Raw genomic sequence first — 24,323 nt, 5'->3', positions numbered from 1 at the left:
CCCGTTCCAGCTGGTGACCGGGCGCGAATGGAAGGGATCGGCCTTCGGCGGCGCGCGCGGGCGCACCGATGTGCCCAGGATCGTCGACTGGTACATGGAGGGCAAGCTCAACATCGACGACCTGATCACCCACACCCTGCCGCTGGAGCGCATCAACGAGGGCTTCGACCTGATGAAGCGCGGCGAGTCGATCCGCTCGGTCGTGCTGTACTGAATGCCCGCCATGCGGGAGCGATCTTTGAAGCAATAGGGTGTGCCGCAGTCCAGGCTCGCCAGATACAACTCTTCTTTTTGACAACCACGGAAGCATTGGAAATGACCATTTTTACGCACGTTGTAGTTGGGACCAACGATCTGGACCGCGCACGCGCCTTCTACGATGAGGTACTGGGGACACTCGGAATCAAGCGAGTCATGAGCATGGATACGGCCTCGCTCTGGGGTATCGAGGGTCCTGAATTCATGGTCACAAAGCCCGGCAATGGGCTACCGTCGACATACGCCAACGGCGGCACCGTCAGCTTTGCCGCGCCGACCCGTGCCGCGGTTCATGAATTCCATCAGGCCGCCCTCAAGCTCGGGGCCAAGGACGAAGGACAACCTGGTCCGCGAAACTTTACCCCGACGTCATACGCGGCCTACGTGCGAGACCCCGATGGGAACAAGATCTGCACTTACTGCTTCGAGGCTATGTAAATAGAATCCCGTGCCATGGGGTCTCGCCTATCCTGCCCGGATGGGCGGCCTTCCGGCAGCGAGCAGACAGTCGTGGGACTACGCGTGAACGCGCGTAGTCCGGCCACAATGACCTGGGTTTTCGTCATGCGAGAGAGATGATTCGACTCAAGCCGGTTTCTCTCTCGTTTCGCGCCTTTCCTGGCGCGCTTTGCGCGCTCAGGACGGACTGCTCGCCTGCAGCGCCAACGACTGCTTTTTTGCCAGCACCGGACTCGCCAGACCATACTGGCTGAACAGGCGCTGCCGGGGCAGCACGCTTTCCATCTCCGCCTGGAAGCGCTGGCGACCTGAAATCAAAACCGGAGGAACTCTTCTTGCCTGCCCTGCCTCCCGCACGGCCGAGAATCTTCTCGGCGATGTCTTCTGCCTTCTGACGTCTGACGTCTGACGGCAGGTCAACGACGATCCTGTATTCAACACCCATCCTGGCGTCCCTGCTCCACATCCCCCCTGAGGCCCCAATGCGGCCTCTTTTCTCGCTCCCCCGCGTAAACCCTCGGATTGACATCCCCACCTGGCCTTTATATTCTTTTATGAACACTACGTTCATATTTGAACATTCATGCCGGCAAGCGTAGCCGCTGAGCAGCGAGGCGCACACCCGGGCCCACATCAAGGCGACTCCAGAGGAACAAGCACCATGGCTTCACAAAAGATTGGCATCAACGGCGCCGGCATCGGCGGACTCGCTGCGGCGATTGCGCTGCGCAAGCTCGGCAAGGACGTGGTGGTGTTCGAGCAAGCCTCGCGCTTCGCGCGGGTCGGCGCGGACATCAACCTCACGCCCAATGCCGTGCGCGCGCTGGATGGGCTGGGCGTGGGCGAGGCATTGCGCGAGACCGCCGCGCGGCCCAGCCACCGCATCAGCCGGGTGTGGAACACCGGCGAGGAGACCTCGCGGCTGACCATGTCCGACGAGGCGCAGATCCGCTACGGCGCGCCGCAACTCACCATGCACCGCGGCGACCTGATGACCGCGCTCGAAGCCGCCCTGCCGGCGGCCTGCGTCAAGCTTGGCAAGAAGGCGACGCAGATCGAGCGGCATGCCGCCGGTGCCACGCTGCATTTCGCCGATGGCACGCAGGAAGACGTGGATGTGCTGATCGGTGCCGACGGCATCCACTCGGCCGTGCGCACCGCGCTGTTCGGGCCCGAGCATCCGGTCTTCACCGGCGTGGTGGCTTACCGCGCGGTGGTGCCCGCCGAGCGCCTTGCCGGCGTGCCGAACCTGCAGGCCTTCACCAAGTGGTGGGGCCCGGAGGCGACCTCGCAGATCGTCACCTTCCCCCTCAACCGCGGGCGCGAGATCTTTATCTTCGCCACGGTGGCGCAGGAAGCCTGGCGCAACGAATCCTGGACCACGCCGGGCCGCGTGGAAGACGTGCGCGCAGCCTACGCTGGCTTCCATGCCGAAGCGCGTGCGCTGCTTGATGCCTGCGACGACGTATTGATCTCCGCCCTCTACGTGCGCGACCCGCTGCCTGCCTGGTCGGCCGGCAACGTTGCGCTGATGGGCGACGCCTGCCACCCGATGATGCCCTTCATGGCGCAAGGCGCCGGCATGGCCATCGAGGATGGCGTGGTACTGGCGCGGTGCCTGGCCGAAGCCAATGGCGACGACATCCCCGGCGCGCTCGCACGCTACCGGGCTGCGCGCTTTGAGCGCACCAGCCGCATCCAGATCGGCTCGCGCAGCAACGCCTGGCTCAAGGAGGGCGGCAACGCGGACTGGGTGTACGATTACAACGCCTGGCAGGTAGCCCTCGGCTAAGCACCAAGTCCGCAGGCTGACCTCGCCGCCCACCCTTCCACGGAACCGATGAGCAAAAACCCCAGGCTGAACCAGCCCGTGCCCGCCGCAAGCAATGCCGCCGATCTCGCCGACGGCGGCGACGAAGACAAGACGCAACTGGTCAGCCCGGTGATCCGCGCCATGCGGCTGCTGCGCTTTATCGCGGAAGGCGGCTCCACCACCAACCTGAGCGAAGTCGGCCGGCGCATCGACGTGAACCGCGTCACCGTAATGCGCCTGCTCGCCACGCTGGAGCACGAAGGCATGGTGGAGCGGCTGCCGCAGGGCGGCCACCAGGCAGGCTTCGCTCTGCTCAAGCTGGGCGCAAAGGTGCTGGCAGGCAAGGATCTCACCGTCTTTGCGCGGCGCGTGCTGGCTGCCCTGAGCGAATCGCTGCAGCTCTCCGCCTATCTCGGCGTGCTGGATGGCGGCGACGTGCTCTACCTGCTGCGCGATATGCCGCAGACCTCGCTGGTCAGCAATATCCAGGTTGGCAGCCGGGTGCCGGCGCACCTCACCACGCCCGGCCGCATGCTGATTGCCGGCCTGCCGGAAGACACGCTGCGCGAGAGGCTCGGCGAGGAACCGCTGACGACCGTCACCGGGCAAAGCCCGGCCACGTATGCCCGCCTGGGCGACATCCTCGCCGCCGACCGCGAGCGGGGCTGCGCCTGGAGCTTCTCGGCGTTCGAGCCCGGCATCGACTCTTGCGCGGCGCCCGTGTTCGACGCCAGCGGCGCCACCGTGGCTGCCATCAGCGTCGCCGGCCCGGACATCCGTTTCGAGCGCGCGCCTGATCTTCGCGAACGCGTGGAGCGCGAGGTCAAGCGCGCCGCGCGCGATTTGTCCGGCCTGCTCGGCTACGCCGCCGGGCAGCGCCACCCACACTGACACCACGGCAACAGGAGACGCCCGGATGACAACGCCTGCACTCCCCACATTCTTCATCTCGCATGGCGGCGGGCCCTGGCCCTGGATGGAAGACCAGATGGGCGGCCGCTACGACAAGCTCAAGGCCGCGCTGCAGCAGATGCCCCAGCTGGTGCAACGCACAGGCATTGCACCCAAGGCCGTCCTGATGATTTCAGCGCACTGGGAAGAGCCGGAATTCACGGTCATGGCCAACCCGAAGCCGCCCATGATCTATGACTACTACGGCTTCCCGGATTACACCTACCAGATTCAGTACGCGGCACCGGGCGCACCGCAGCTCGCCGCGCGCGTGCAAGGCTTGCTCGAGGACGCCGGCCTGGCCGCGCGGCTCGATCCGCTGCGCGGCTTCGACCATGGCATGTTTGCGCCGATGGCCGCCATCTATCCCGACGCCGATATGCCGACCGTGCAGCTCTCGCTCAAGCGCGGGCTCGATCCGCAAACGCATCTGGCACTCGGTCGCGCGCTGGCGCCGCTGCGCCACGAAGGCATCCTCATCGTGGGCAGCGGGCTGAGCTATCACAACCTGCGCGCATTCGGCCCCGCCGGGAAAGCGCCATCGGCCGCATTCGATGCCTGGCTCCAGCAAGCGCTGACGACAACCACCCCAGCGCAGCGCACTGCCGCGCTAACGGGCTGGGAAAGCGCGCCCGCCGCCCGGCAGGCCCATCCGCGAGAAGAGCACTTGTTGCCATTGATGGTAGCCGTGGGCGCGGCCGAAGACGACATTGCCACGCGCGTCTACCACGAAGACGACTTCGCCGGCGGCATCACCGTGTCGAGCTTTATGTTCGGGGGAAGCTGAAACCTGAAACGTGAAATGTGAAACTTGCAGGCAGCCGGTGCGGGGATTCCGCATTGGCGAAAGTGGCGTGGGCCGGGAGGGACAGCTTGTCGGCGCCAGCTAGCTTGATGAGCCCGCGCGAAGAACGCGAACCTGGGGACATGGGGAAAAGACATGGTGCCCATGGGCAGGATCGAACTGCCGACCTCTCCCTTACCAAGGGAGTGCTCTACCACTGAGCCACATGGGCAACGATTACGCGTTGCTTTACTACCTTACTGCTTTATTCTTACCACCAAAAATCACTCTAACCCATTGATTTTTAAGGAATTTTTTGAGTCCCAGCCGAATCAATGGACTGCATTATGGACTAATCGACCCTGCTCGGCAACCCCTTAATCGCGAAAGTTTCCATCTCTGTTCCGGCCGAAAAATCTCGCGGCATGTGATTCCGATGCGACTCTGCGTGGGTATTCGCAATTCAAAGCGAAATGCGGTAGGTCCACCCCTCGCCGGCGTGTAAACTGCAGGGTTTTTGATTCAGCCGGTATGGTGCAAGCTCCACAGCACACAGGTTGCAGCGGCCCGACGCTCATTCGCTTGCTTGCGCGCCTTGCGGACGTCGATGTTCCCGAACCCAGACAATCGCTCTCGGACCGACTGAGCCAGTGGCTCGGCTGGGCCGATGCCATCGGGCTGTCCACGGCCCTGAACGGCAACCCGCCGTCGGTAGCCCCCGGCGCGCGCGCCCTCGGCAGCGCCGAGGCGCTGGCGTGCGACCGCGTGCGAACCGCGCTGGCCAATGCCATCGCAGGCGATAGCGCTGTTGCCTCCGCCAAGCGGCGCGGGCAACCGCAAGCGCCTGCCCAGGGAGATTCCATGGATGCAGCGGTCGATTACGCGACTTATCGTCAGCGTTATCTCGCGATGCAGCAGGCGATGGAGACCGATATCGGCAGCTTGCGCGGCCGCCTGCGGGCGATGCTGGCCGCCAGGACACCCGCCCTGTCGCAGCTCGCAGCGGTGGATGCCGTCATGGAGGGGGCACTGGGTGCGCGCGAGCGCAGCCTGCTTGGTGGCGTGCCGGCATTGCTGGAAGGTCACTTCGCGCGCTTGCGCCAGGCCGAGCAGGTAGCGCTGGCCGACGCCCAGGCCTCGGGCGAGCCCGCGGCGGTCACGTCCGGCGCATGGCTGGACGTGTTCCGCAGGGATATGCGAAGCGTACTGCTTGCCGAACTGGATATTCGTTTTCAACCGGTCGAAGGGCTGCTTGCCGCCCTTCGCTCCAGCTAACAGGACGCCATGTCCAGATATCTTAATTTCGCTGTTTTTCTGGCCGGTCTGGCCGCGGTGTGCTGGATCGGTGTCGGCTACGCCGGCTCGAACACCCTGGCGCTGGCTGTCACCATGCTGATTGGCGCCTGCTACGTGGCAGGCGCGCTCGAGCTGCGGCGCTATCACCTGGCCACGTCCACCCTGGCGCGGGCCATAGATGGCCTGTCCGAGCCGCCGGCCAGCCTGGATGCCTGGCTGGCGCTATTGCCTGCGAGCCTGCGCAATGCGGCGCGCCTGCGCATCGAAGGCGAGCGCGTGGGCTTGCCGGGGCCGTCGCTCACGCCGTATCTGGTGGGCTTGCTGGTGTTGCTGGGCATGCTGGGTACGTTCCTGGGCATGGTGGCCACCCTGAAAGGCACCGGCATGGCGCTGGAAAGCGCCACGGACTTGCAGGCCATCCGCGCCTCGCTGGCCGCGCCGGTCAAGGGCCTGGGATTTGCATTCGGCACTTCAGTCGCGGGCGTGGCCACCTCCGCGATGCTGGGGCTGCTTTCGACGTTGTGCCGCCGCGAGCGCACGCAAGCGGCGCAGAGGCTCGACGCCAGGATCGCAACGACATTGCGCATCTACTCGCTGCCCCACCAGCGCGAGGAAACCTTCAAGCTCCTGCAGCGGCAGGCCGAGGTGATGCCCACCTTGGTCGATCGGCTGCAGGCCATGATGGCGGCCATGGAACAACAAAGCCTGGCCTTGCACGAGCGCCAGCTCGCCAGCCAGGATGCTTTCCACGGCAAAGCCGAGGCCGCGTACACCCGCCTGGCTTCCTCGGTGGAGCAATCCTTGAAAGAGAGCGTCGCCGATAGCGCCCGCGCCGCCGGTGCGGCGCTCCAGCCGGCGGTAGAGGCCACCATGGCGAGCCTCGCGCGCGGGACAGCCGCGCTGCAAGACACCGTCACGCAGGCCGTGCAGCGGCAACTGGATGGCCTGTCGACCGGTTTCGCGGCGACCACCACCACCGTGGCGGGCATCTGGAACGATGCGCTGGCGGGGCACCAGCGATCGAGCGAAGCGCTGACCCAGGACCTGCGCACCTCGCTCTCCCGGTTCACCGACACCTTCGAGCAACGCTCAGCAGGCCTGCTGGAGGGCGTCTCCACCCGCCTGGAAGCCACGACCGGCAGCCTGTCGGCGGCCTGGAACAACGCGCTCTCCCAGCACGAACGCGTCAGCCAGAAAATGGCGGGCGACAATCAACTCGCTTTGGCGGCTGCCGCGGCGAGCCTGGAGCAGCAATCGACGGCACTCGTTCACACGGTAGGCCAGTCGCATGCGGACCTCCAAGCGGAACTGGCTGCGCGCGACCAGCAGCGCCTGGCGGCCTGGGCCGATACGCTCGGCACGCTGGCTGCGACGCTGCGCAAGGAGTGGGAACTGACGGGCGCGCACACCGCGAGCCGGCAGCAGGAAATCTGCGACACGCTGGCGCAGAGCGTGCGCGACATTTCCGCCCAGACGCAAGCACACGCCAGCAACACCCTCGTCGAGATCGACCGGCTCGTGCAAGCCGCCTCGGCGGCCCCCAAACTGCTGGAAAGCGTCTCCGCCCGCCTGGAAACCGCGACAAGCGGCATGTCGGAAGCATGGAACAACGCGCTCTCCCAGCACGAGCGCGTCAGCGAAAAACTGGCGGGCGACAACCAACACGCCCTGGCGGCCGCCGCGGCGACGTTCGAGCAACACGCGGCGTCGCTGGTGCGCACCGTGGGCCAGTCGCATGCGGACCTGCAAGCGGAACTGGCTGCGCGAGACCAGCTGCGGCTGGCGGCCTGGACCGATACGCTCGGCACGATGGCCGCAACGCTGCGCCAGGAGTGGGAGCAGGCAGGCACGCACAACGCCAGCCGGCAGCAGCAAGTCTGCGACACGCTGGCACAAACCGCGCGCGACATCTCGGCCCAGACGCAGGCGCACGCCAGCAACACCGTCGCCGAGATCGACCGGCTCGTGCAAGCCGCCTCGGCAGCCCCCAAGCTGCTGGAAAGCGTCTCCGCCCGCCTGGAAAGCGCGACAAGCGGCATGTCGCAAGCGTGGAACAATGCGCTCTCCCAGCATGAACGCGTCAGCGAAAAACTGGCGGGCGACAACCAGCACGCCCTGGCGGCGGCCGCGGCGACGTTCGAGCAACACGCGGCGTCGCTGGTGCGCACCGTGGGCCAGTCGCATGCGGACCTGCAAGCGGAACTGGCTGCGCGCGACCAGCAACGGTTGGCGGCCTGGACCGATACGCTCGGCGCGATGGCCGCAACGCTGCGCCAGGAGTGGGAGCAGGCAGGCACGCACAACGTCAGCCGGCAGCAGGAAGTCTGCGACACGCTGGCACAGACCGCGCGCGACATCTCGGCCCAGACGCAGGCGCACGCCAGCAACACCATCGCCGAGATCGCCCAGCTCGTGCAAGCCGCTTCGGAAGCCCCCAAGGCAGCCGCCGATGTCATTGGCGAACTGCGCCAGAAGCTCTCCGACAGCATGGTCCGCGACAACGCGATGCTGGAGGAGCGCGGCCGCTTGCTGCAAACGCTGCAAACCCTGCTCGATGCCGTGAACCATGCCTCCACCGAGCAGCGCACGGCCGTCGACGCGCTGGTAGGCACGACGGCGGATCTGCTGGATCGTGTTGGCACCCGGTTCACCGACAAGGTCGAGGCCGAAGCCGGGAAGCTGGAAGCCGTCGCCGCGCAGGTCACCGGCAGCGCCGTCGAGGTGGCAAGCCTGGGCGAAGCCTTCGGCATGGCGGTGCAGCTGTTCGGCGAGTCGAACGACAAGCTGGTGGCTCACCTGCAGCGCATCGAAGCCGCACTGGACAAGTCCGTCGCGCGTAGCGACGAACAGCTTGCCTATTACGTCGCTCAGGCCCGGGAAGTCATCGACCTGAGCATGCTGTCGCAAAAGCAGATCGTCGAAAACCTGCAACATCTCGCAGGACAGCGGGCGCCCGCCAGCGCTGAAGCGGCATGAGCGAAGAGATCGATGCCGGCGTGGAGCCGGCCGTGCCGATCTGGGCCGTCTTCGGCGACCTGATGTCGGTGCTGCTGGGCGCCTTTGTGCTGATCCTGGTGAGCGTCATCGGCGTGCAGCTGGAGCTCTCGACCAGGCTGGAGGAGGAGGTCAAGCAGCGGCAGGTGGAAAAGCATCGCCGCGAGGCCCTTGAGCAAGCGCTGGCTGGCCCGCTGGCGGCGGGCCGGGTGACGCTGGTCAACGGGCGCATCGGCATCAAGGGCAGCGTGTTGTTTGCCCTCAACTCCGATCAGCTGCAGCCCGAAGGCCGGGAGGTATTGAAGAGCCTGGCCGCGCCGCTGTCCGCTTACCTCCAGGCCCGCGAGGAGATCCTGATGGTGAGCGGATTTACCGACGACCGCCAGATGCGCGAGGCCAACCGCCGCTTTGCCGACAACTGGGAGCTGTCCGCCCAGCGCGCGCTGACGGTAACCCGCGCGTTGATCGATGAGGGCGTGCCGCCCTCCTCGGTGTTTGCGGCCGCCTTCGGCGCCGAGCAGCCCGTGACCTCGAATGCCAACGACGAGGGACGAGCCAAGAACCGGCGCGTGGAAATCGCGCCGATCCCAAGGCCGTCCAACGAAACGGGGAAGCCGCGTGATTAGTGGTGAGATCAGTGGCGAGATTTGCGGCGAGATTGGTGGCGAGATTGGTGGCGAAAGCCGCGACGCCCTTGCCACGCTCGACGCATGGCGCGCGCGTGGCGCCGATCGCCTGAATCCTGTCCGCTTTCGATTCATCGAGGCGCTGGCCCGACGCGCAGCCGCCCACAGCGGCGATGCGCGACACATCCTGGATGGCAGGCTGGCCAAACTACTCGAAGCCTATGCCGGCGATCTTGAAAGCGCCGGTTGCAAAGACGGCAAGAGCGGCGATGTCGGCGGCACGGCATTGCCAGGCGCTCCCCCTCGCGGGCCGCTGGCCGCACTGGTCAACTACCTCGCCATCCGGGCGCCGTCGGATCGCGGCGCCCCCCCCGCGGCGATTGCTGGCATGCCCCGCCGCGCGTCCCTGCCGGACATGGAGGTGCTCGACTACTTCCGGGACACCTGGTCCAGGGTCAGCACCGATCGACGGTTACGGCAGTCGCTTGAGCAGGTGCCCGATAACGCCGGCCCGCTCAATTCGAGCCGCCTCGTGCATCGCTCGCTCTGCCTGATGCGTGAACTGTCGCCTGAATATCTCCACCAGTTCTTGTCGTACGTTGACGCCTTGTCGTGGATGGAGCAGATGAACGGCGGCGGCGCCATGGCGGGCAAAGACGCGCCGCGCGCAGGAAGCATCAAGCCGAGCGCTCGCGGCAGGCCACGCTAGCGCAGTTTGGGGAACGGCGGATCAATATCGGCTTGATTCATCACTGCGAGCCATACGATGCCACGCCACAGGCGAGAGCAGCAGCACCGCCAGAAGGAACGCCACCTGCGAAAGATAGAACGGCTCGAGCCATTGCCGATTCAATGCGACGTAAAACGTGTTGTGAACGACGTCGACAATAATGATCGCCGCGGTGAGCGCAATGCCCACCCTTGGTTTGATGAAAAGAAGCAGTGCCGCCAAGGGATCGACAATCGTCAGCGCGCCCCAGAACACCCGGCTGGCCCAATACGCGCCATTCCCATAGCCGTAGTCCCAGAGAAAGCCATGTTGAAAATCCGCCCGCACGTGATTGGCTGTCGCAACCAAAAGACAGCAGGCGAACAGAAAACGGATGGAGAATGAAACGCCTGGCATGGCTTGATCTGTCTGCTTGGTCGGCTATCTGGTCTTTGCCCATGGCGATTGGCGGCGCTTCGCAAGCCAGCGCCGCGCGTCAACCCGTCCTTCGATGGATGGCGCGCCGCGTAAAAACCGTTGCCAGCATCCCGATCAGATAGCCACTGCCGGTGGCCACGCTGACGAATAGAACCAGAAGGCCAGAGTACGGCCGCCCCCAGATGGTCGCAGCGGCAAATGCTGCAATTGCCATGCTGGCTGGCAACACCACGCGCCATATTACCGAGCGCAGCCGCACGCTCCCCACGGTTGCGGAGATGCCCCCCACAAGCAGGCCGAGGCCGAACGCGATGTCTTCGATGTCTACTCTCCGTTGAGTGTGTAGCTGATGCGTTCCCGGCGGCGCCACTGTCGCGCGGCCAGGCTGCCTCGCAACTGCGCGCGCGAGGGAGTACGCCAGCCCCGGATCACGAAAATTGTCGTCAGGCGGTAACCGTCTTCGCTTCTCGCTCGCCGGCACCCCCACATGCGCAACCATGATCGCCCGCAAGGCGGGCATGCCTGTGGGAAGCAAGGCAGTGCAAGGCATGCCGCCAGTTTACAGGCGGCGATGACGACTGTCGTCCTTCCACATCAAGATCGAAGCTGCCCCGGCCAGCGCCAGGAAGCTCGGCTCGCTCGCTCACCGCAACGATGTCAGCTCCCGTTGCGTGAGAACGCGGTCGATCAGCCCCCATTCCTGCGCTTGGTCCGCTGCATCTCCTCGGCATGAATGAGGAAATCCGAGGCCTGCCCTTGAAAACCGCCCAGCGGCTGATGGGCGTGCAGACTCGCATTGGGGAGCGCCGCCCTTTCGCCTGGCTCATCGGCCATCGGCAGAAACGAGCCCATGGAGCGCGCGGCTCCCATGCACAGCGTATGCACCGGCGCCTTCATGCATCGCATGGTGTCATGCATGGCGAGACCGCTGGTAATGACCCCACCGGGCGAGTTGATGTAGAGATGGATCGTCTTCGCCGGATTCTCGGCTTCCAGGAGCAGGAGTCGCGCACAGACCAATGCGGATACCGCATCGTTGACCTCACCGTTCAGGAACATCACGATGAAGAAACTGATCAATGACCCGCTTTCAGTGGCACCCCTCATGAGGGGTGGGCGTGAGACCTTCTCCAAGCCTCTCATAGGCTGCCCGAGCCGCAATCGCACCCATTACCACCGCCATCACATCGACGGCTATGTGGTAGGGGCGTGGAATGTTCGATGCCATGCCCGTTCCTTGGATCAGAGGCCCGCCGGCAACTGCTCACGCGGGCCCGACGAACTGTCGATGCTGAGAATTTTTGATCCTCGTGCACACGTCTCGTTCGAGTATTTCCCCTGGCAGTACGTCAGCATGAACTCCCTTAGGGGAATCCGCTGCTTGCCGTTTGGAAGCTGAATCATCCGGATGCGTTGGGCAGAAAAGTCAAATCCCTGAGCACGGGTAGCAGGCTTGGTCACGACAATCACTCCGCGAATATCCACCTTTGGCACATCATCGGCAAACACGGTGCCCGCTGAAAGTGCGAGGCACAAGAAAGTCGAGAATCTACGCATATCCACTTTTCCGTGGTTTTAGCTGCGTGGCTCTAGTGCATAGCCCGTTGGAAGCATATTCGGTGCGGCGCGATGGAAGATATATCCACTGGCCGATCGAATAGCATGAAAGCTGGGGAGCACGCGATGGAGTGGAGCGGTTGCACTTCTTGTTGGCGACTGTCTGTACCGCAACCGAACGGAACCCCGACCTCACGCGGTACGGTCCGAGGTGCGTGTTCATGCGGAATGCCGTCGACTGGCCGTCCAATCGCGTGGTGCAAACACTCGCCCTTCAGTGCGCTTGTCGTACGCCGGGTGTCCGCCTTTAGTGGAAATGCTGTGATGCAGCATTTCCTGGATCTCGCCACTTCCAGAAACATAGCGCAGGGTACGTTTCCGGCGTCGATTGACGATGTCCGACGGTTCTGGCCCGCGATCGCCGACGACTTGCCGGCGAACACCCCGAACGCCAGAGTTCGGAACTCAGATTGCCTTTTGCCGCACCCAGCATGGCATCAGACGTGATCTGATCCAGCCTTACTCTCCCACTGACAAGTACTTACCACGCCAAAACCGGCGCGCACGCCGCGCGGCTACCACGATGGCTTTGCGCGCTGGCAGTCGGCACTCGAGGGATAGATCCATCAAGATTTCTGGGACAAAATCCCATAATCGCACGAACTTTTGTAATGATCTCTACATCATTGAAACCTGTGCGATGTCTCCCTATGCTGCCTTCCATGACCACACCTCAAGACTCCTGGATCCTGCTGATTGTCAGCCTTCCCACATCGGGCGCGACTGCACGCATGCGGATTTGGCGCACCCTCAAGGCGTTAGGCGGAGCCGCCTTGCGCGACGGAGCCTATCTGCTGCCTGCCCGCGCAGAACAGGTGGAGCAGTTCCGCGAGCTGGCCGACGAAACGCAGCAGCAGGACGGCCAAGCATGGCTGTTGACGGTGCATCCCCAAGAGGACGACGACGCTGCCGCATATCGCGCACTGTTCGACCGAGCGAGCGAATACGCCGAACTCCTTGCATCTGTCTCGGAAGCCCGCCAGACCCTTTCCGGACTAAGTGAGGCCGAACTCAACCGCTTGCTGCGACGGCTTGGACGCATTTATGAAGCGATCCGCAAGGTCGACTTCTTTCCCAACGAGGCGTCCTTGCGTGCTGAAGCGCAGTGGCGAGATTTCACGGGCGCCGTTGAAACGATCCTGTCGCCGGGAGAACCGCATCTCGCTTCCGGGTCAATCGCCCGGCGTGACCCCACACAGTATCAGGGACGGCTATGGGCCACCCGCCGCCATATTTGGGTCGACCGGGTGGCTTGCGCCTGGCTAATCCAGCGCTTTATTGACCCCCACGCCCGATTCCTGTGGCTCGAAAGCCCCGGCGATTGCCCCTCAGACGCGTTGGGCTTTGACTACGACGGGGCGACCTTCACCCATGTCGGCGAGAAGGTTTCCTTCGAAGTGCTGCTAGCGAGCTTTGGCCTTGACGCGGACACTGGATTGCAGCGTCTGGCGGGAATGGTCCACGCGTTGGATGTCGGCGGCCCGACGGTCCCTGAAGCGAGCGGGTTCGAGGCGATTCTGGCCGGCGCCCGCGAGCGGCTAGCCGACGACGATGCGCTGCTGGCCGAAATCGGCTTGGTGCTGGATTCCCTGCATGCCCACTTTTTGAATAACCGGAAACGCTAGCCGTCACCAAACCCATCTCAAGGAAGATCAATGAGCAACCTGCAGCAAACCGACATTCCGCAGGCCCCGGCGGCCGAACGGCCGAGCTATACGCTCTGGCAACTTGTGCTCTATATGTTGCGCCTGGGTACGCTGGGCTTCGGCGGCCCCGTGGCCCTCGCAGGCTACATGCACCGGGACCTGGTGGATACGCGCAAGTGGATTACCGATGCCGACTACAAGGAAGGCCTGGCGCTGGCGCAGTTGGCACCCGGGCCGCTGGCCGCGCAGCTCGCCATCTATCTCGGCTATGTGCACTACCGCATCGTCGGGGCGACCTTGGTCGGCATTGCATTCGTCACCCCTTCGTTCCTGATGGTGGTGGCACTGGGTTGGGCTTACGTCCGGTTTGGCGGACTCACCTGGATGCAGTCGGTATTCTATGGGGTGGGTGCGGCGGTCATCGGGATCATCGCGATCAGCGCTTACAAGCTCACGAACAAGAGCGTGGGCAAGGACAAGCTGCTGTGGGTGATCTACCTGGTGCTGGCAACGGTGACGGTGGTCACCGAGTCCGAGATCGCCTGGCTGTTCCTGGCGGCCGGCATCGTGGTGTGGTTCTGGCGCGCGCCACCGAAGTGGCTACGACAAGGCGGCCTCAATGCCCTTGCGGTGACGCAAGTACCCACGGTGGGCGGGATCGTCAGCACCGTGGATTGGCCGCTGCTGACGCAGATCGGCGTGTTCTTTGCCAAAGCCGGCGCCTTCGTCTTCGGTTCCGGGCTTGCCATCGTGCCGTTCCTGTACGGCGGCGTCGTGACCGAGCACCATTGGTTGAACGACAAGCAATTTGTCGACGCAGTGGCAGTGGCCATGATCACGCCCGGCCCCGTGGTGATCACGGTCGGGTTCATCGGCTATCTGGTTGCCGGCCTGCCGGGGGCGTCCGTGGCCGCGCTGGGCACCTTCCTGCCTTGCTACCTGTTCACCGTGATCCCGGCACCCTACTTCAAGAAGTACGGGAAGCGCCCCGGCATCATCGCCTTCGTCGATGGCGTGACGGCGGCGGCTGTCGGGGCCATCACGGGCGCCGTGATCGTCCTGGCCAAACGCTCAATTATCGATCTGCCCACTGTCTTGCTTGCGCTTGTCACGGTCGCATTGCTCTGGAAATTCAAGAAGTTGCCTGAGCCAGTCATCGTCGTCGGCGCCGCACTAATCGGCCTGGTCGCCTACCCATTCCTCCGCGCATGAGCCACACGAACAAGGAATCCATCATGACCTATCAAATGAAGCCGCTGGGCGTCGACCCAGGCAAGCTCACTGGCCTCTCGGAAAAACTGATCGTCAGCCATTACGAGAACAACTACACCGGCGCTGTGAAACGTCTGAACGCCATTCGCGGCCAACTCGCCGAACTGGATTGGGGCACGACGCAGGGCTTTCTGATCAATGGGCTCAAGCGCGAGGAGCTGGTCGCTGCGAATTCTGCTGTCCTGCACGAACTGTACTTCGATGCGCTCGGCGGTGATGGGGTGCTGCCCTCGTGCGGGCTCTCGGTGGCGTTGACGCGCGACTTCGGCTCCGTCGAGCAATGGCGATCCGAGTTCACTGCGCTGGCCAAGGCGATGGGCGGTGGGTCCGGCTGGGCGATCATGGCATGGTCCGCGCGCGAGGGTCGGCTCGTAAACCACTGGGCCGCAGACCACACGAACCTGCTCGCCGGCGCAACTCCGGTGCTTGCCCTGGATATGTACGAACACGCGTACCAGATGGACTTCGGCGCGAAGGCGGCGGCCTACGTCGATGCCTTCATGCGAAACATCCGCTGGGATGCCATCTACCGGCGCTATGGAGCAGCCGTGGCGGGCGATGCCGTGCCGCTCGGCGTGGGCATCAGCGCCCTCGATGGTGGCGCGCCGCATGTCATCGACGTGCGACGCGCGGAGGACTTCGCCGTCGCTCCGGACATGGTGGCCGGTGCTACTTGGCATGACCCAGCGACCGTCGATCAGTGGAGCGACAAGATCGATGCCACGCAGCCGCTCTTCGTGTACTGCATGAAGGGGCTGGACATTGGTCGCTCCACGGCGCTGTGGCTGCGAGGGCGTGGCTTCGATGTTCGCTACCTCAACGGCGGCATCGATGCCTGGCGAGAAGCAGGCAAGCCGCTTCAGCCCAAAGAGGTGGTGTCATGAAATGGATCACTCGCGAACGCCCGAAGATCGACCGCATTGCCTGCCCTTGGCTGATCGCCCGCTTTATCGACAACGAGCCGGAATTTCTGTATGTGCCCACCGGCGACGTGGTGAAAGTCGCAGGCGAGACCGGCGCCGTTCCTTATGACATCCCCGGCGTCGAGCTATCGCATGTCGGCGAACTGTGCAGCTTCGACGCGTTCCTGGATAAGTACCATCTGAACGATCCTGCCTTGCAACAACTCGCTGGCATTGTGCGGGGCGCGGACACGTCAAAGCTGGATCTCACCCCGCAATCCGGAGGGCTCTACGCTATGTCACTGGGTCTCTCGCAAGTGTTCGCCGACGATCACGAGATGCTCCGACACGGCATGGTGATGTACGACGCCTTGTATGCCTGGTGCCAGCATTGCCAGGCGGAAACGCATCGATGGCCGCCGAAGATGCCGGCGTAAATCGTTCCGTTACCTCATCGCCCAGGAGGTGCTCCGTGAAACCGATCCTGCTCATGGTATCGATGCTCCTGACAGCCATGCCGGCAACTGGAGAAACGCTTATGTTCAACCAGGACAAACAAGGTGCGTTGCCGGCGGGATGGGTGGCGGGTGTCACCGGCCGCGGCACGCCGAAATGGACCGTCGAGACAGACCCGACCGCGCAGGACGGCGCCAACGTGCTCAAGCAATCGGGCTCCGGAGATTTCCCCTGGTGCGTGAAGCAAGATGTCTCTATCGCCGATGGTTTCGTGGAGGCGAAGTTCAAGCCCGTTTCCGGCCGCGAAGATCAAGCTGGCGGCGTTGTCTGGCGTTGGAAGGACGGCGATACCTACTATGTCGCGCGGGCAAACGCACTGGAGAATAATGTCTCGCTGTACTACACGACGGGGGGCCGCCGGCACACGATCCAGTACCAGGAAGCCCCTGTCGCCGCCCGGGTCTGGCATACGCTGCGCGTGGACTTCGTGGGAAACCGCATCCAGGTGGCGCTGGACGGCAAGCGCTATATCGATGTGGCGGACGATCACATCAGTGGCGCCGGCAGGGTCGGCGTTTGGACCAAGGCGGATAGCGTGACCTTGTTCGACACCGTCTCATTCGGAAACGCCAGCACGAAGTGACAACAAGGCAGCGTAAAACAATGCTCACATCAGAACAAGTGCGGGACAGCGCTGCCAACCCGGAATGGCAGACGTTGGCGGTCGTGCCACGGCTGGCAGCGGCCGAAACCGGCCCCGCTCGGACGCCGATGTCGCGCGCCAGCCTATGGATCGGCGTCGCAATTCTCTGCTCTGCTACCGCGACCCAGGCCGAGGGCGCATTCAAGCGCCTATCTGCCGTTGAAATCAAGAAGGGGATCGTTGGCAAAGTTGTCACTGACGGTGCCCATTGGTCAGATAAGTTCAAGGCCGACGGCACCCTTGAATCCATCATGCACGGCCAAATCCAGAAGGGGCACTGGAGGCTGAGGAACAACGACCTGTGTATGACCTTTTCGACAAGCAATGCGAACGCCGAGGAGTGCTATCAGGTCTGGCGGCATCAACAACGGATCGAATATCGACGGGATGACGTCACCATCGCCGAGGGCGAGCTGGCGGCCAATTGAAGTGGCGGAGTGTGTCATGTCAAATCCCATCCTTAAGCTCGCTGCACCCGTTCTAGTTTCCTTAGGACTCATCGTGGCTGGTTGCGGGAAAAATCCATTCGGTGAGCGCAGTCACCAGGCCATTGATATTGCGCAAGTACCTGCTCCGGTCAAAGCGGCAATCGAGAAGCAAGCGCAGGGCCGTACGGTCGGCGAGATCAAGAAGCAGACAGCAAACGGCAAGATCCGCTATGAGGTTACGCTCGGCACCGGCAGCGAGAAACAAACCGTTCTCATTGGCGAAGACGGCAAACAGCTCGCCGCCCGTGCCGACGATGATGATGACGAAGATGATTGACGCAAGTTGGCCACAGGAGAACGGTTCAAGCGGCCGATCGGGAGACCCTCATGGATCTTATTGCTCAAGAACCCACCTGGATTGGCCTGATCCACTTCGGCACGGCCGGCGATGCCATATCACGTAGACGGGACCTTCGCGATGCATACCCTTAAAGACCCCGTTGCACCCAACAGCCGAGGCTGGCTTGCGCGCCAGGTGTTGCCGACAGGCGTCCACGCCGGCGCCTTACCGCTTCTCGTCGGCCGCGCGCTACGCGGCTTCTGTGACGGGTTCATCGCCGTCCTGCTGCCAGCGTACCTGCTAGCGCTCGGCTTCGCGCAACTGGCAGTGGGGTTGATCAGCAGTGCAACCCTGATCGGCTCCGCACTGGCGACGATACTGGTAGGCATCCTCGGCCATCGCTACCCGCAGCGCCGCCTGCTGGTGTTGGCGGCTGCATTGATGGTCGCAACCGGCATCGGCTTCGCCGGACTGTCCTCCCTATGGCCACTGTTGCTCGTCGCATTCGTCGGCACGCTCAACCCGAGTTCCGGAGACGTCAGTGTCTTCCTGCCGCTGGAGCAGGCTCGTCTCGCCGACTCGTCCTCCTCTGATGCTCGCACTGCGCTATTCGCCCGCTATAGCCTGACTGGCGCCTTCTCCGCCGCCGTCGGCGCACTGGCGGCAGCGCTGCCGGGCTGGCTTGCCCCGCAGTTGGGGATATCGTTCCTCAGCGCCATGCGCGTGATGTTCATGATCTATGCATTGACGGGTGTCGCACTCTGGTTCCTCTATGCGCGCATCCCCGAGCCACACCCGCACGCGACATCGGTGCGAGTGCCGCTTGGTCCGTCTCGCCGGATCGTTACCCGCCTTGCACTGCTCTTTAGCGTCGACGCCTTTGCCGGCGGACTGGTGGTGAACTCGCTGCTGGCACTGTGGTTGATGCAGCGCTTCGGTCTTTCCCTTGGCGCCGCTGGCCAGTTCTTTTTCTGGGCGGGGATGCTCGCGGCCGGCTCCCAACTCGTTGCCGTGCCGCTGTCCCGCAAGTTTGGCTTGTTGAACACGATGGTGTTTACGCATATTCCATCCAGCCTCTGCCTGATCGCCGCCGCCTTCTCCCCCTCCCTGGTGGCGGCCCTGGCCTTGTTGCTCGTGCGCAGCGCGCTGTCCCAGATGGACGTACCGACCCGGACTGCCTATGTGATGGCCGTGGTCACGCCGCCGGAGCGACCGGCGGCCGCTAGCCTGACCGCCGTGCCCAGGAGCCTGGCGTCCGCACTCGGCCCGACCCTAGCGGGCGCGCTGTTTGCCATGGGCTGGGTCGGCGCACCGCTGGTCGCCTGCGGCCTGCTCAAAATTGCCTATGATCTGGCGCTCCTGGGCACCTTTCGACGTATCAGACCGGTCGATTGACCGTAAGTCGACTTTGATCCGTACATGGCACCTGGCGCGGATACAGTGGAAGTTCTTTAAGAAGTATCTTTGACCAGACAGCTGTTTGTGGGTGGTTCTTCTGCCGTTGCAGCACCCGGCCGCCTATCGCACTTCGGACGTGGATAGCGCCCATCTCAGCGAATCGTCACTGGGGCGGCGTCGAATGGTCGGAACTGCCGGCAGGCGCCCTTCGTGAGCTAGGTCGTCATCGGCTCTTCCCGACGCATCACCGATACTCATGATGGATCCCGTCACCGCCGGCGGCCTGCTTGCGCCCTTGTTCAACTTCCTTGACCACCGCGCCATCGCGATCCTGATGGCGGCGATCACCCTGTTCTTTGTTGGCCTGTGGCTTGCCGGGGGCGCGCAGCTGAAGACGCGTCCGCGTTCGACGCCGAAGGCGGTCACGGCCGGTTCGCCTCGGGGGTCACTAACATGGTGGCGCACTCGGGCGGACCGCCGCTTGCGATGTATCTCCTGCCGCTTGGCCTCGGCAAGGAAGTGTATGCGGGCACGACAAGCATGTTCTTCACCGTGGGCACGCGACCAAGGCGGTGCCCTGGCTGCTGCTGGTGAGACCAACCGCGGATGTCCGGGCATGGATGGCGATTTGCCTGTTCGCCATTCCCACCGGCGTTTAGCTCGGTTGGCGGCTTCGCGGCGCACTGGACCAGCGCCAGGTTTATCGAACCTGCTACGGGTTACTGGTCGTGACCGCACTGAAACTGTTGTGGGATGGCGTTTCCTGCTATCTCCCGTGAAGTTGCCGTGCGACCGCCGCACAGCCCGCACCCAGCCCGCATCAACCGAAGGTGAAGGCGTAAGCGTGGGCACCGGGGTCCAGAAAGCGGATCTCGAACGTGTGTTCGCCGACCTTGCCGGCCTGACGCACCAACTGGTAGAGGCGCGTCTGGGTAACGGCGCCGTTGCCGGCTGCATCGGTGTCCGCGCCGTGGCTGTCGCCGGGGGGCTTGCCGTCGACCGTCACCAGGAAGCGCACGGCGCGGCCATCGGCGGCTGGGTGTAGCCAACGTAGGTCTCGCCGGAGCGCGTATTACGCAGGTCGGGGGCGGCTTGCGCGCCCTGCCCGTCCGGCACCACCACATCGCGCGACGTGGACGGACGCCCCGCTTCGGCCAGCAGCGTCTGCATCACGCGCTCCGAGTTGGCGTAGTCGCCCTCGCCGAACTGATGATGGCGGATGTTGCCACGCGCATCCACGAAATAGGCGGCGGGCCAGTAGTTGTTGTTGAACGCGCAACTGAACGCTCGCCACATAGCCGATGTCACTCCGTGCCCTTCAATTCGATCAGCAAATCCTTCGCAGCCACACGGTCTCCTTGCTTAACATGAACGGCGGCGATTTCGCAGTCGCGGTCAGCCGCGATGTGGGTTTCCATCTTCATCGCCTCCAGCGCCATCAACGTCGTGCCCGCTGCAACGCGCTGTCCCGGCTGGACCGCCACCGTCACGATCGAGCCCGGCATGGGTGCGGCGATATGCTGTGGATTGTCGGGATCGGCAACCGGACGGCTGCTGCGCACCACACTCGCATGCGTGACGCTGCGCTGCTCGACCAACGTTGTGCGCGATTGTCCGTTCAGTTCGAACTGGACCTTGATGACGCCCTCTTCGGCATCAGGGTGCGTGCCTTGAAGCGAAACCAGCAGGGTCTTGCCCGCCGCGATGTCGATTGCCGCTTCTTCCTGCGGCTGCAGGCCGTACAGGAAGGCCGGCGTGGGCACCACTGAGGTATCGCTATAGGTGCGCACATGCGCGTGGTAATCGCTGGCCTGCTTCGGGTACATCAGGTACGAAGCCAGCTGGCGGTCATCGAGCGGCTGCTCGCACGCCGCTTCGCCCGCGGCGCGCGCCGCGTCGAGGTCCACTGCCGGGATCTGGTCGCCGGGCCGGTACGGCGCGGGCGGCTCGCCGCGCAGCACCTTGCGCGACAGTGCTTCCGGGAAGCCGTCGGGCGGGAAGCCCAGTTCGCCCTTGAACAGGGACACCACCGACTCGGGGAAGGCTATCTCCTTGGCGGTGTCGCAGACATCGGCGGCGGTCATGTCGTTGGCCACCATCATCAGGGCCATGTCCCCCACGACCTTGGAAGTCGGCGTCACCTTGACGATGTCGCCGAACATCTGGTTGACCTCGGCATAGGCGCGCGACACCTCGGTCCAGCGATGCTCGATGCCCAGCGAGCGGGCCTGCTCGCGCAGGTTGGTGTACTGCCCGCCGGGCATCTCGTGGCGGTACACGTCGGCGGTGCCGGCGCGGATCTCGGATTCGAACGGGGCGTAGTAGCGACGTACCCCTTCCCAGTACATCGATGCTTCATGCAGGCGCTCCGGGCTGAGGCCGGGATCGCGTTCGCTGCCCGCCAAGGCTGCGGCGATGCTTGACAGGTTAGGCTGCGAGGTGAGCCCGCTCATGGCATCGAGCGCGCCGTCCACCGCATCGCAGCCGGCCCCGATGGCAGCCAGTGCGGAAGCGGCCGAGATGCCGCTGGTGTCGTGCGTATGGAAATGCACAGGCAGTCCGGTTTCCTCTTTGAGTGCCTTGACCAGCGCAGCCGCCGCCTGCGGTCGGCAGATGCCGGCCATGTCCTTGATGCCCAGCACGTGCACGCCGGCGCGCTGCAGTTCGCGCGCGATACCGACGTAGTACTTCAGATCGTATTTGGCACGGGAGGGGTCGAAGAGATCGCCTGTATAGCAGATCGCGCCCTCGCACAGCGCACCGCTATCGCATACGGCGTCGATCGCTACACGCATGTTGCGCACCCAGTTCAGCGAATCGAACACGCGGAACACGTCAACGCCCGCGCTGGCGGCCTGGCGCACGAAGAAGCGCACCACGTTGTCTGCGTAGTTGGTGTAGCCGACCGCGTTCGAGCCGCGCAGCAGCATCTGGAACAGCACGTTGGGCACCCGCTCGCGCAGCTGCTCAAGACGTTGCCACGGGTCTTCCTTGAGGAAGCGCAGCGCCACGTCGAAGGTGGCGCCGCCCCAGCATTCCAGCGAGAACAACTGCGACAGCTCGCGCGCGTAGAACGGCGCGATTGGCAGCATATCCGCGGTGCGCATGCGTGTGGCGAACAGTGACTGGTGCGCGTCGCGCATGGTCGTGTCGGTCAGCAGCACCTGCTTCTGCTCCAGCATCCAGCGCGAGAACTTTTCCGCGCCGAGCTCGCGCAGCCGGTCGCGCGTGCCGTAAGGCAGCGGCTTGCTGGTATCGAAAGAGGGCAGCACCGGCCTGGGCAGTGGCAACGACGGCAGCGAGCGGCCGCTCATTTCCGGGTGGCCGTTGACGCTCACCTCACCCAGATAGCGCAGCAGCTTGGTGGCCCGATCCAGCCGCTTGGTGAAGGCCAGCAGTTCCGGGGTCAGGTCGATGAAGCGCGTGGTGACATCGCCGCGCCCGAAGGCGGGATGCTTGATGACGTTTTCAAGGAACTGCAGGTTTGACGCGACGCCGCGAATACGGAACTCGCGCAGCGCTCGGTCCATGCGACGGATCGACTCGGCAGCCGTAGGCGCCCAGGTCGTGACCTTGACCAGCAGCGAATCGTAGTATGGGGTGATCACCGCGCCGCCGTATGCGGTACCAGCGTCGAGGCGCACACCGAAGCCTGCCGCACTGCGGTAGGCAGTGAGCCGCCCATAGTCGGGCAGGAAGCCGTTTTCCGGGTCCTCGGTCGTGATCCGGCATTGCAGCGCGTGCCCGTTCAACGAAATCTCCGCTTGGGCAGGCACGCCCGCGGCGCGCACGATGATGTCGCCGTTCTCGTTGCGCGTGTTTTCGGTCATACCGATATGGCCGCCCTCGGTGACGCGGATCTGCGCCTTGACGATATCGATCCCGGTGACCATCTCCGTGACCGTATGCTCGACCTGGATGCGGGGATTGACCTCGATGAAGTAGAACTGCCCGGAGTCCGCATCCATCAGGAATTCGACCGTGCCGGCGTGCGTGTACCCGACCGCGCGCATGAGCCGCAGTGCCGACTCGCACAGCGCTGCCCGGCCGGCATCGTCGAGGTACGGGGCGGGAGCCCGCTCGACGACCTTCTGGTTGCGCCGCTGCACGGTACAGTCCCGCTCGTAGAGATGCACGAGGTTGCCATGCGTGTCGCCGAGCACCTGCACCTCGACATGGCGCGCGTTGCGCACCAGCTTTTCGAGATACACCTCGTCGTTGCCAAACGCGGCAAGCGCCTCGCGCCGGGCCGCGGCAAGCGCGGTGTCGAGATCCTGCTCGCCTTCCAGAACGCGCATGCCCCGTCCACCTCCGCCCCAGCTCGCCTTGAGCATCAGCGGGTAGCCGACTCCGGCTGCAAGACGCTTGCACGTGTCCAGATCATGGGGCAGCGGATCCGTTGCCGGCATGACGGGCACACCGGCTGCGATTGCCGCATTGCGCGCAGCCACCTTGTTGCCAAGCATGCGCATGACCTGCGGCGAAGGACCGACCCATCGTATCCCGGCGTCGATGACAGCCTGTGCGAACTCGGGATTCTCAGAAAGAAAACCGTAGCCCGGATGGATAGCGTCGACCTTCGCCTGCCTGGCAATGCGCAGGATGTCGTCGATATCAAGGTAAGCGGCCAGCGGCTTCTTGCCCTCGCCAACCAGGTAGCTCTCGTCAGCCTTGAAGCGATGGAGCGCGAGGCGGTCTTCCTTCGAATAGATCGCTACCGTGCGGATATTCATCTCGGCGGCCGCGCGCATCACGCGGATCGAGATCTCGGAACGGTTGGCAACCAGCAGGGATTTGATTGGGGTGTAGTCCATAGGGGGCGCGCAAGGAAATGAACCAGCCGGGCACAACGGTACGGCGTGGTCAAGTGATCGGAGGGCAGGATATGGCTTGAGGCTTCGCCTGGCCGCTAGTCGTAGTGAGCAAACGGGGTGTGCGAGTCCATCCAGTCGTAGTGCCCGGTCGTCGCTTCCCAGGCCCAGTTTGCTCGCCATGGCGACTGCTCATTGCTATCGCAACGCTCGCCTCGCTTCTGGCCAGCGCGTGGCTTGCCGTCATCGTCGACAAGCTCGCGGCTGTCCGCGCCGGCTCCATTTCTTCCGTAGTACATCGCGGTGCTTTCCTCGTCAAGATCAAGGGCGCCTGCCCTTCCACGCAACGCGATAGCCAGGCGACGGCAAATTTGCGGACACAACCAGACGCGTGCCCGCCCGATCTTCTTGCGCAAGAAATG

Annotated in this window: 21 protein-coding genes, 1 tRNA gene and 3 pseudogenes; 17 read left to right on the top strand and 8 right to left on the bottom strand. The window is 64.1% G+C overall.

Translation table 11 applies throughout. The features are described 5' to 3' along the window. Both AC1RWI_RS22215 and AC1RWI_RS22210 read left to right on the top strand, forming a co-directional pair. Positions 1-214: pseudogene (locus tag AC1RWI_RS22215) on the top strand (S-(hydroxymethyl)glutathione dehydrogenase); the annotation flags it as partial. Positions 215-315: 101 nt separating this feature from the next. Further along, on the top strand, positions 316-696 hold the full coding sequence (locus AC1RWI_RS22210; protein WP_043354174.1) for a VOC family protein: 381 nt from the start codon (positions 316-318) through the stop codon (positions 694-696). A 198-nt stretch (positions 697-894) separates the two neighbouring features. Here the strand turns inward: AC1RWI_RS22210 and AC1RWI_RS22205 are convergent, their stop codons facing one another. Continuing rightward, a complete protein-coding gene (locus AC1RWI_RS22205) occupies positions 895-1,137 on the bottom strand; it encodes a hypothetical protein (RefSeq protein ID WP_492868797.1) in 243 nt (80 codons plus the stop codon). Positions 1,138-1,378: 241 nt separating this feature from the next. Between AC1RWI_RS22205 and AC1RWI_RS22200 the strand changes: the two genes are divergently transcribed. From AC1RWI_RS22200 to AC1RWI_RS22190, 3 genes are read left to right on the top strand one after another with little or no spacing between them, the layout of a single operon-like run. Next, positions 1,379-2,509, top strand: coding sequence for an FAD-dependent monooxygenase (locus AC1RWI_RS22200; RefSeq protein ID WP_492868795.1), 1,131 nt, complete (start codon positions 1,379-1,381; stop codon positions 2,507-2,509). A gap of 48 nt (positions 2,510-2,557) precedes the next feature. Beyond that, positions 2,558-3,421 carry an IclR family transcriptional regulator gene (locus tag AC1RWI_RS22195; RefSeq protein ID WP_492868793.1) on the top strand — a complete coding sequence of 288 codons (864 nt, stop codon included), beginning with the start codon at positions 2,558-2,560 and terminating at the stop codon, positions 3,419-3,421. Positions 3,422-3,446: 25 nt separating this feature from the next. Beyond that, positions 3,447-4,268, top strand: a complete 822-nt coding sequence (locus AC1RWI_RS22190; protein WP_492868791.1) for a DODA-type extradiol aromatic ring-opening family dioxygenase — start codon at positions 3,447-3,449, stop codon at positions 4,266-4,268. A gap of 154 nt (positions 4,269-4,422) precedes the next feature. Here the strand turns inward: AC1RWI_RS22190 and AC1RWI_RS22185 are convergent. Next, positions 4,423-4,497, bottom strand: a tRNA-Thr gene (locus AC1RWI_RS22185). 299 nt (positions 4,498-4,796) lie between these two features. Here AC1RWI_RS22185 and AC1RWI_RS22180 point away from each other — a divergent pair. Genes AC1RWI_RS22180 through AC1RWI_RS22165 form a run of 4 tightly spaced genes read left to right on the top strand, consistent with a single transcriptional unit; the run spans position 4,797 to position 9,890 of the window. Then, positions 4,797-5,540, top strand: coding sequence for a DUF3348 domain-containing protein (locus tag AC1RWI_RS22180; protein WP_492868789.1), 744 nt, complete (start codon positions 4,797-4,799; stop codon positions 5,538-5,540). A 9-nt stretch (positions 5,541-5,549) separates the two neighbouring features. Continuing rightward, complete coding sequence (locus AC1RWI_RS22175) at positions 5,550-8,537, top strand: DUF802 domain-containing protein (protein ID WP_492868787.1); 2,988 nt, start codon at positions 5,550-5,552, stop codon at positions 8,535-8,537. Next, positions 8,534-9,181, top strand: coding sequence for an OmpA family protein (locus AC1RWI_RS22170; RefSeq protein WP_043354157.1), 648 nt, complete (start codon positions 8,534-8,536; stop codon positions 9,179-9,181). The genes AC1RWI_RS22175 and AC1RWI_RS22170 overlap by 4 nt, the downstream gene beginning before the upstream one ends. Positions 9,182-9,224: 43 nt before the next feature. Next, positions 9,225-9,890: a DUF2894 domain-containing protein gene (locus AC1RWI_RS22165; RefSeq protein WP_492868800.1), complete on the top strand. Its 666-nt coding sequence runs from the start codon at positions 9,225-9,227 to the stop codon at positions 9,888-9,890. A gap of 21 nt (positions 9,891-9,911) precedes the next feature. On the opposite strand, the gene AC1RWI_RS22160 is transcribed toward AC1RWI_RS22165, so the two are convergent. From AC1RWI_RS22160 to AC1RWI_RS22150, 3 genes and pseudogenes are all read right to left on the bottom strand, one after another. Further along, complete coding sequence (locus AC1RWI_RS22160) at positions 9,912-10,307, bottom strand: hypothetical protein (protein ID WP_492868785.1); 396 nt, start codon at positions 10,305-10,307, stop codon at positions 9,912-9,914. A gap of 720 nt (positions 10,308-11,027) precedes the next feature. After that, a pseudogene (locus tag AC1RWI_RS22155) lies at positions 11,028-11,390 on the bottom strand (ATP-dependent Clp protease proteolytic subunit); the annotation flags it as partial. Positions 11,391-11,570: 180 nt separating this feature from the next. Next, positions 11,571-11,885 (bottom strand): hypothetical protein, encoded by a 315-nt coding sequence (locus tag AC1RWI_RS22150; protein ID WP_492868783.1) that lies wholly within the window; start codon positions 11,883-11,885, stop codon positions 11,571-11,573. 722 nt (positions 11,886-12,607) lie between these two features. Between AC1RWI_RS22150 and AC1RWI_RS22145 the strand changes: the two genes are divergently transcribed. The 8 genes from AC1RWI_RS22145 (at position 12,608) to AC1RWI_RS22110 (ending at position 19,087) form a co-directional block, all read left to right on the top strand. Next, positions 12,608-13,570: a chromate resistance protein ChrB domain-containing protein gene (locus tag AC1RWI_RS22145; RefSeq protein ID WP_492868781.1), complete on the top strand. Its 963-nt coding sequence runs from the start codon at positions 12,608-12,610 to the stop codon at positions 13,568-13,570. A gap of 30 nt (positions 13,571-13,600) precedes the next feature. Continuing rightward, positions 13,601-14,803 carry a chromate transporter gene (locus tag AC1RWI_RS22140; RefSeq protein WP_052494967.1) on the top strand — a complete coding sequence of 401 codons (1,203 nt, stop codon included), beginning with the start codon at positions 13,601-13,603 and terminating at the stop codon, positions 14,801-14,803. Positions 14,804-14,826: 23 nt separating this feature from the next. Further along, entirely contained in the window at positions 14,827-15,747 is a 921-nt protein-coding gene (locus tag AC1RWI_RS22135; RefSeq protein ID WP_043354146.1) for a Fe-Mn family superoxide dismutase, read from the top strand. Next, positions 15,744-16,202 (top strand): chromate resistance protein ChrB domain-containing protein, encoded by a 459-nt coding sequence (locus AC1RWI_RS22130; RefSeq protein ID WP_492868778.1) that lies wholly within the window; start codon positions 15,744-15,746, stop codon positions 16,200-16,202. The genes AC1RWI_RS22135 and AC1RWI_RS22130 overlap by 4 nt, the downstream gene beginning before the upstream one ends. 35 nt (positions 16,203-16,237) lie before the next feature. After that, on the top strand, positions 16,238-16,864 hold the full coding sequence (locus AC1RWI_RS22125) for a 3-keto-alpha-glucoside-1,2-lyase-like domain-containing protein (protein ID WP_043354140.1): 627 nt from the start codon (positions 16,238-16,240) through the stop codon (positions 16,862-16,864). Between the two features lie 20 nt (positions 16,865-16,884). Further along, entirely contained in the window at positions 16,885-17,352 is a 468-nt protein-coding gene (locus tag AC1RWI_RS22120; RefSeq protein ID WP_492868776.1) for a hypothetical protein, read from the top strand. A 16-nt stretch (positions 17,353-17,368) separates the two neighbouring features. After that, complete coding sequence (locus AC1RWI_RS22115) at positions 17,369-17,689, top strand: hypothetical protein (RefSeq protein ID WP_492868774.1); 321 nt, start codon at positions 17,369-17,371, stop codon at positions 17,687-17,689. A gap of 141 nt (positions 17,690-17,830) precedes the next feature. Beyond that, positions 17,831-19,087, top strand: coding sequence for an MFS transporter (locus tag AC1RWI_RS22110; protein ID WP_492868772.1), 1,257 nt, complete (start codon positions 17,831-17,833; stop codon positions 19,085-19,087). 823 nt (positions 19,088-19,910) lie between these two features. Here the strand turns inward: AC1RWI_RS22110 and AC1RWI_RS22105 are convergent. The 3 genes and pseudogenes from AC1RWI_RS22105 to AC1RWI_RS22095 form a co-directional block, all read right to left on the bottom strand. Further along, a pseudogene (locus AC1RWI_RS22105) lies at positions 19,911-20,389 on the bottom strand (cytochrome c biogenesis protein DipZ); the annotation flags it as partial. 5 nt (positions 20,390-20,394) lie between these two features. Beyond that, positions 20,395-23,904, bottom strand: coding sequence for a pyruvate carboxylase (locus AC1RWI_RS22100; RefSeq protein WP_492868770.1), 3,510 nt, complete (start codon positions 23,902-23,904; stop codon positions 20,395-20,397). Positions 23,905-23,999: 95 nt separating this feature from the next. After that, positions 24,000-24,200 carry a hypothetical protein gene (locus AC1RWI_RS22095; RefSeq protein WP_043354123.1) on the bottom strand — a complete coding sequence of 67 codons (201 nt, stop codon included), beginning with the start codon at positions 24,198-24,200 and terminating at the stop codon, positions 24,000-24,002. Positions 24,201-24,323 lie beyond the last annotated feature (123 nt).

The sequence above is a fragment of the Cupriavidus sp. MPR-AND1C genome (assembly GCF_058809705.1).
This window is presented reverse-complemented; position numbering and strand designations above follow the sequence as displayed.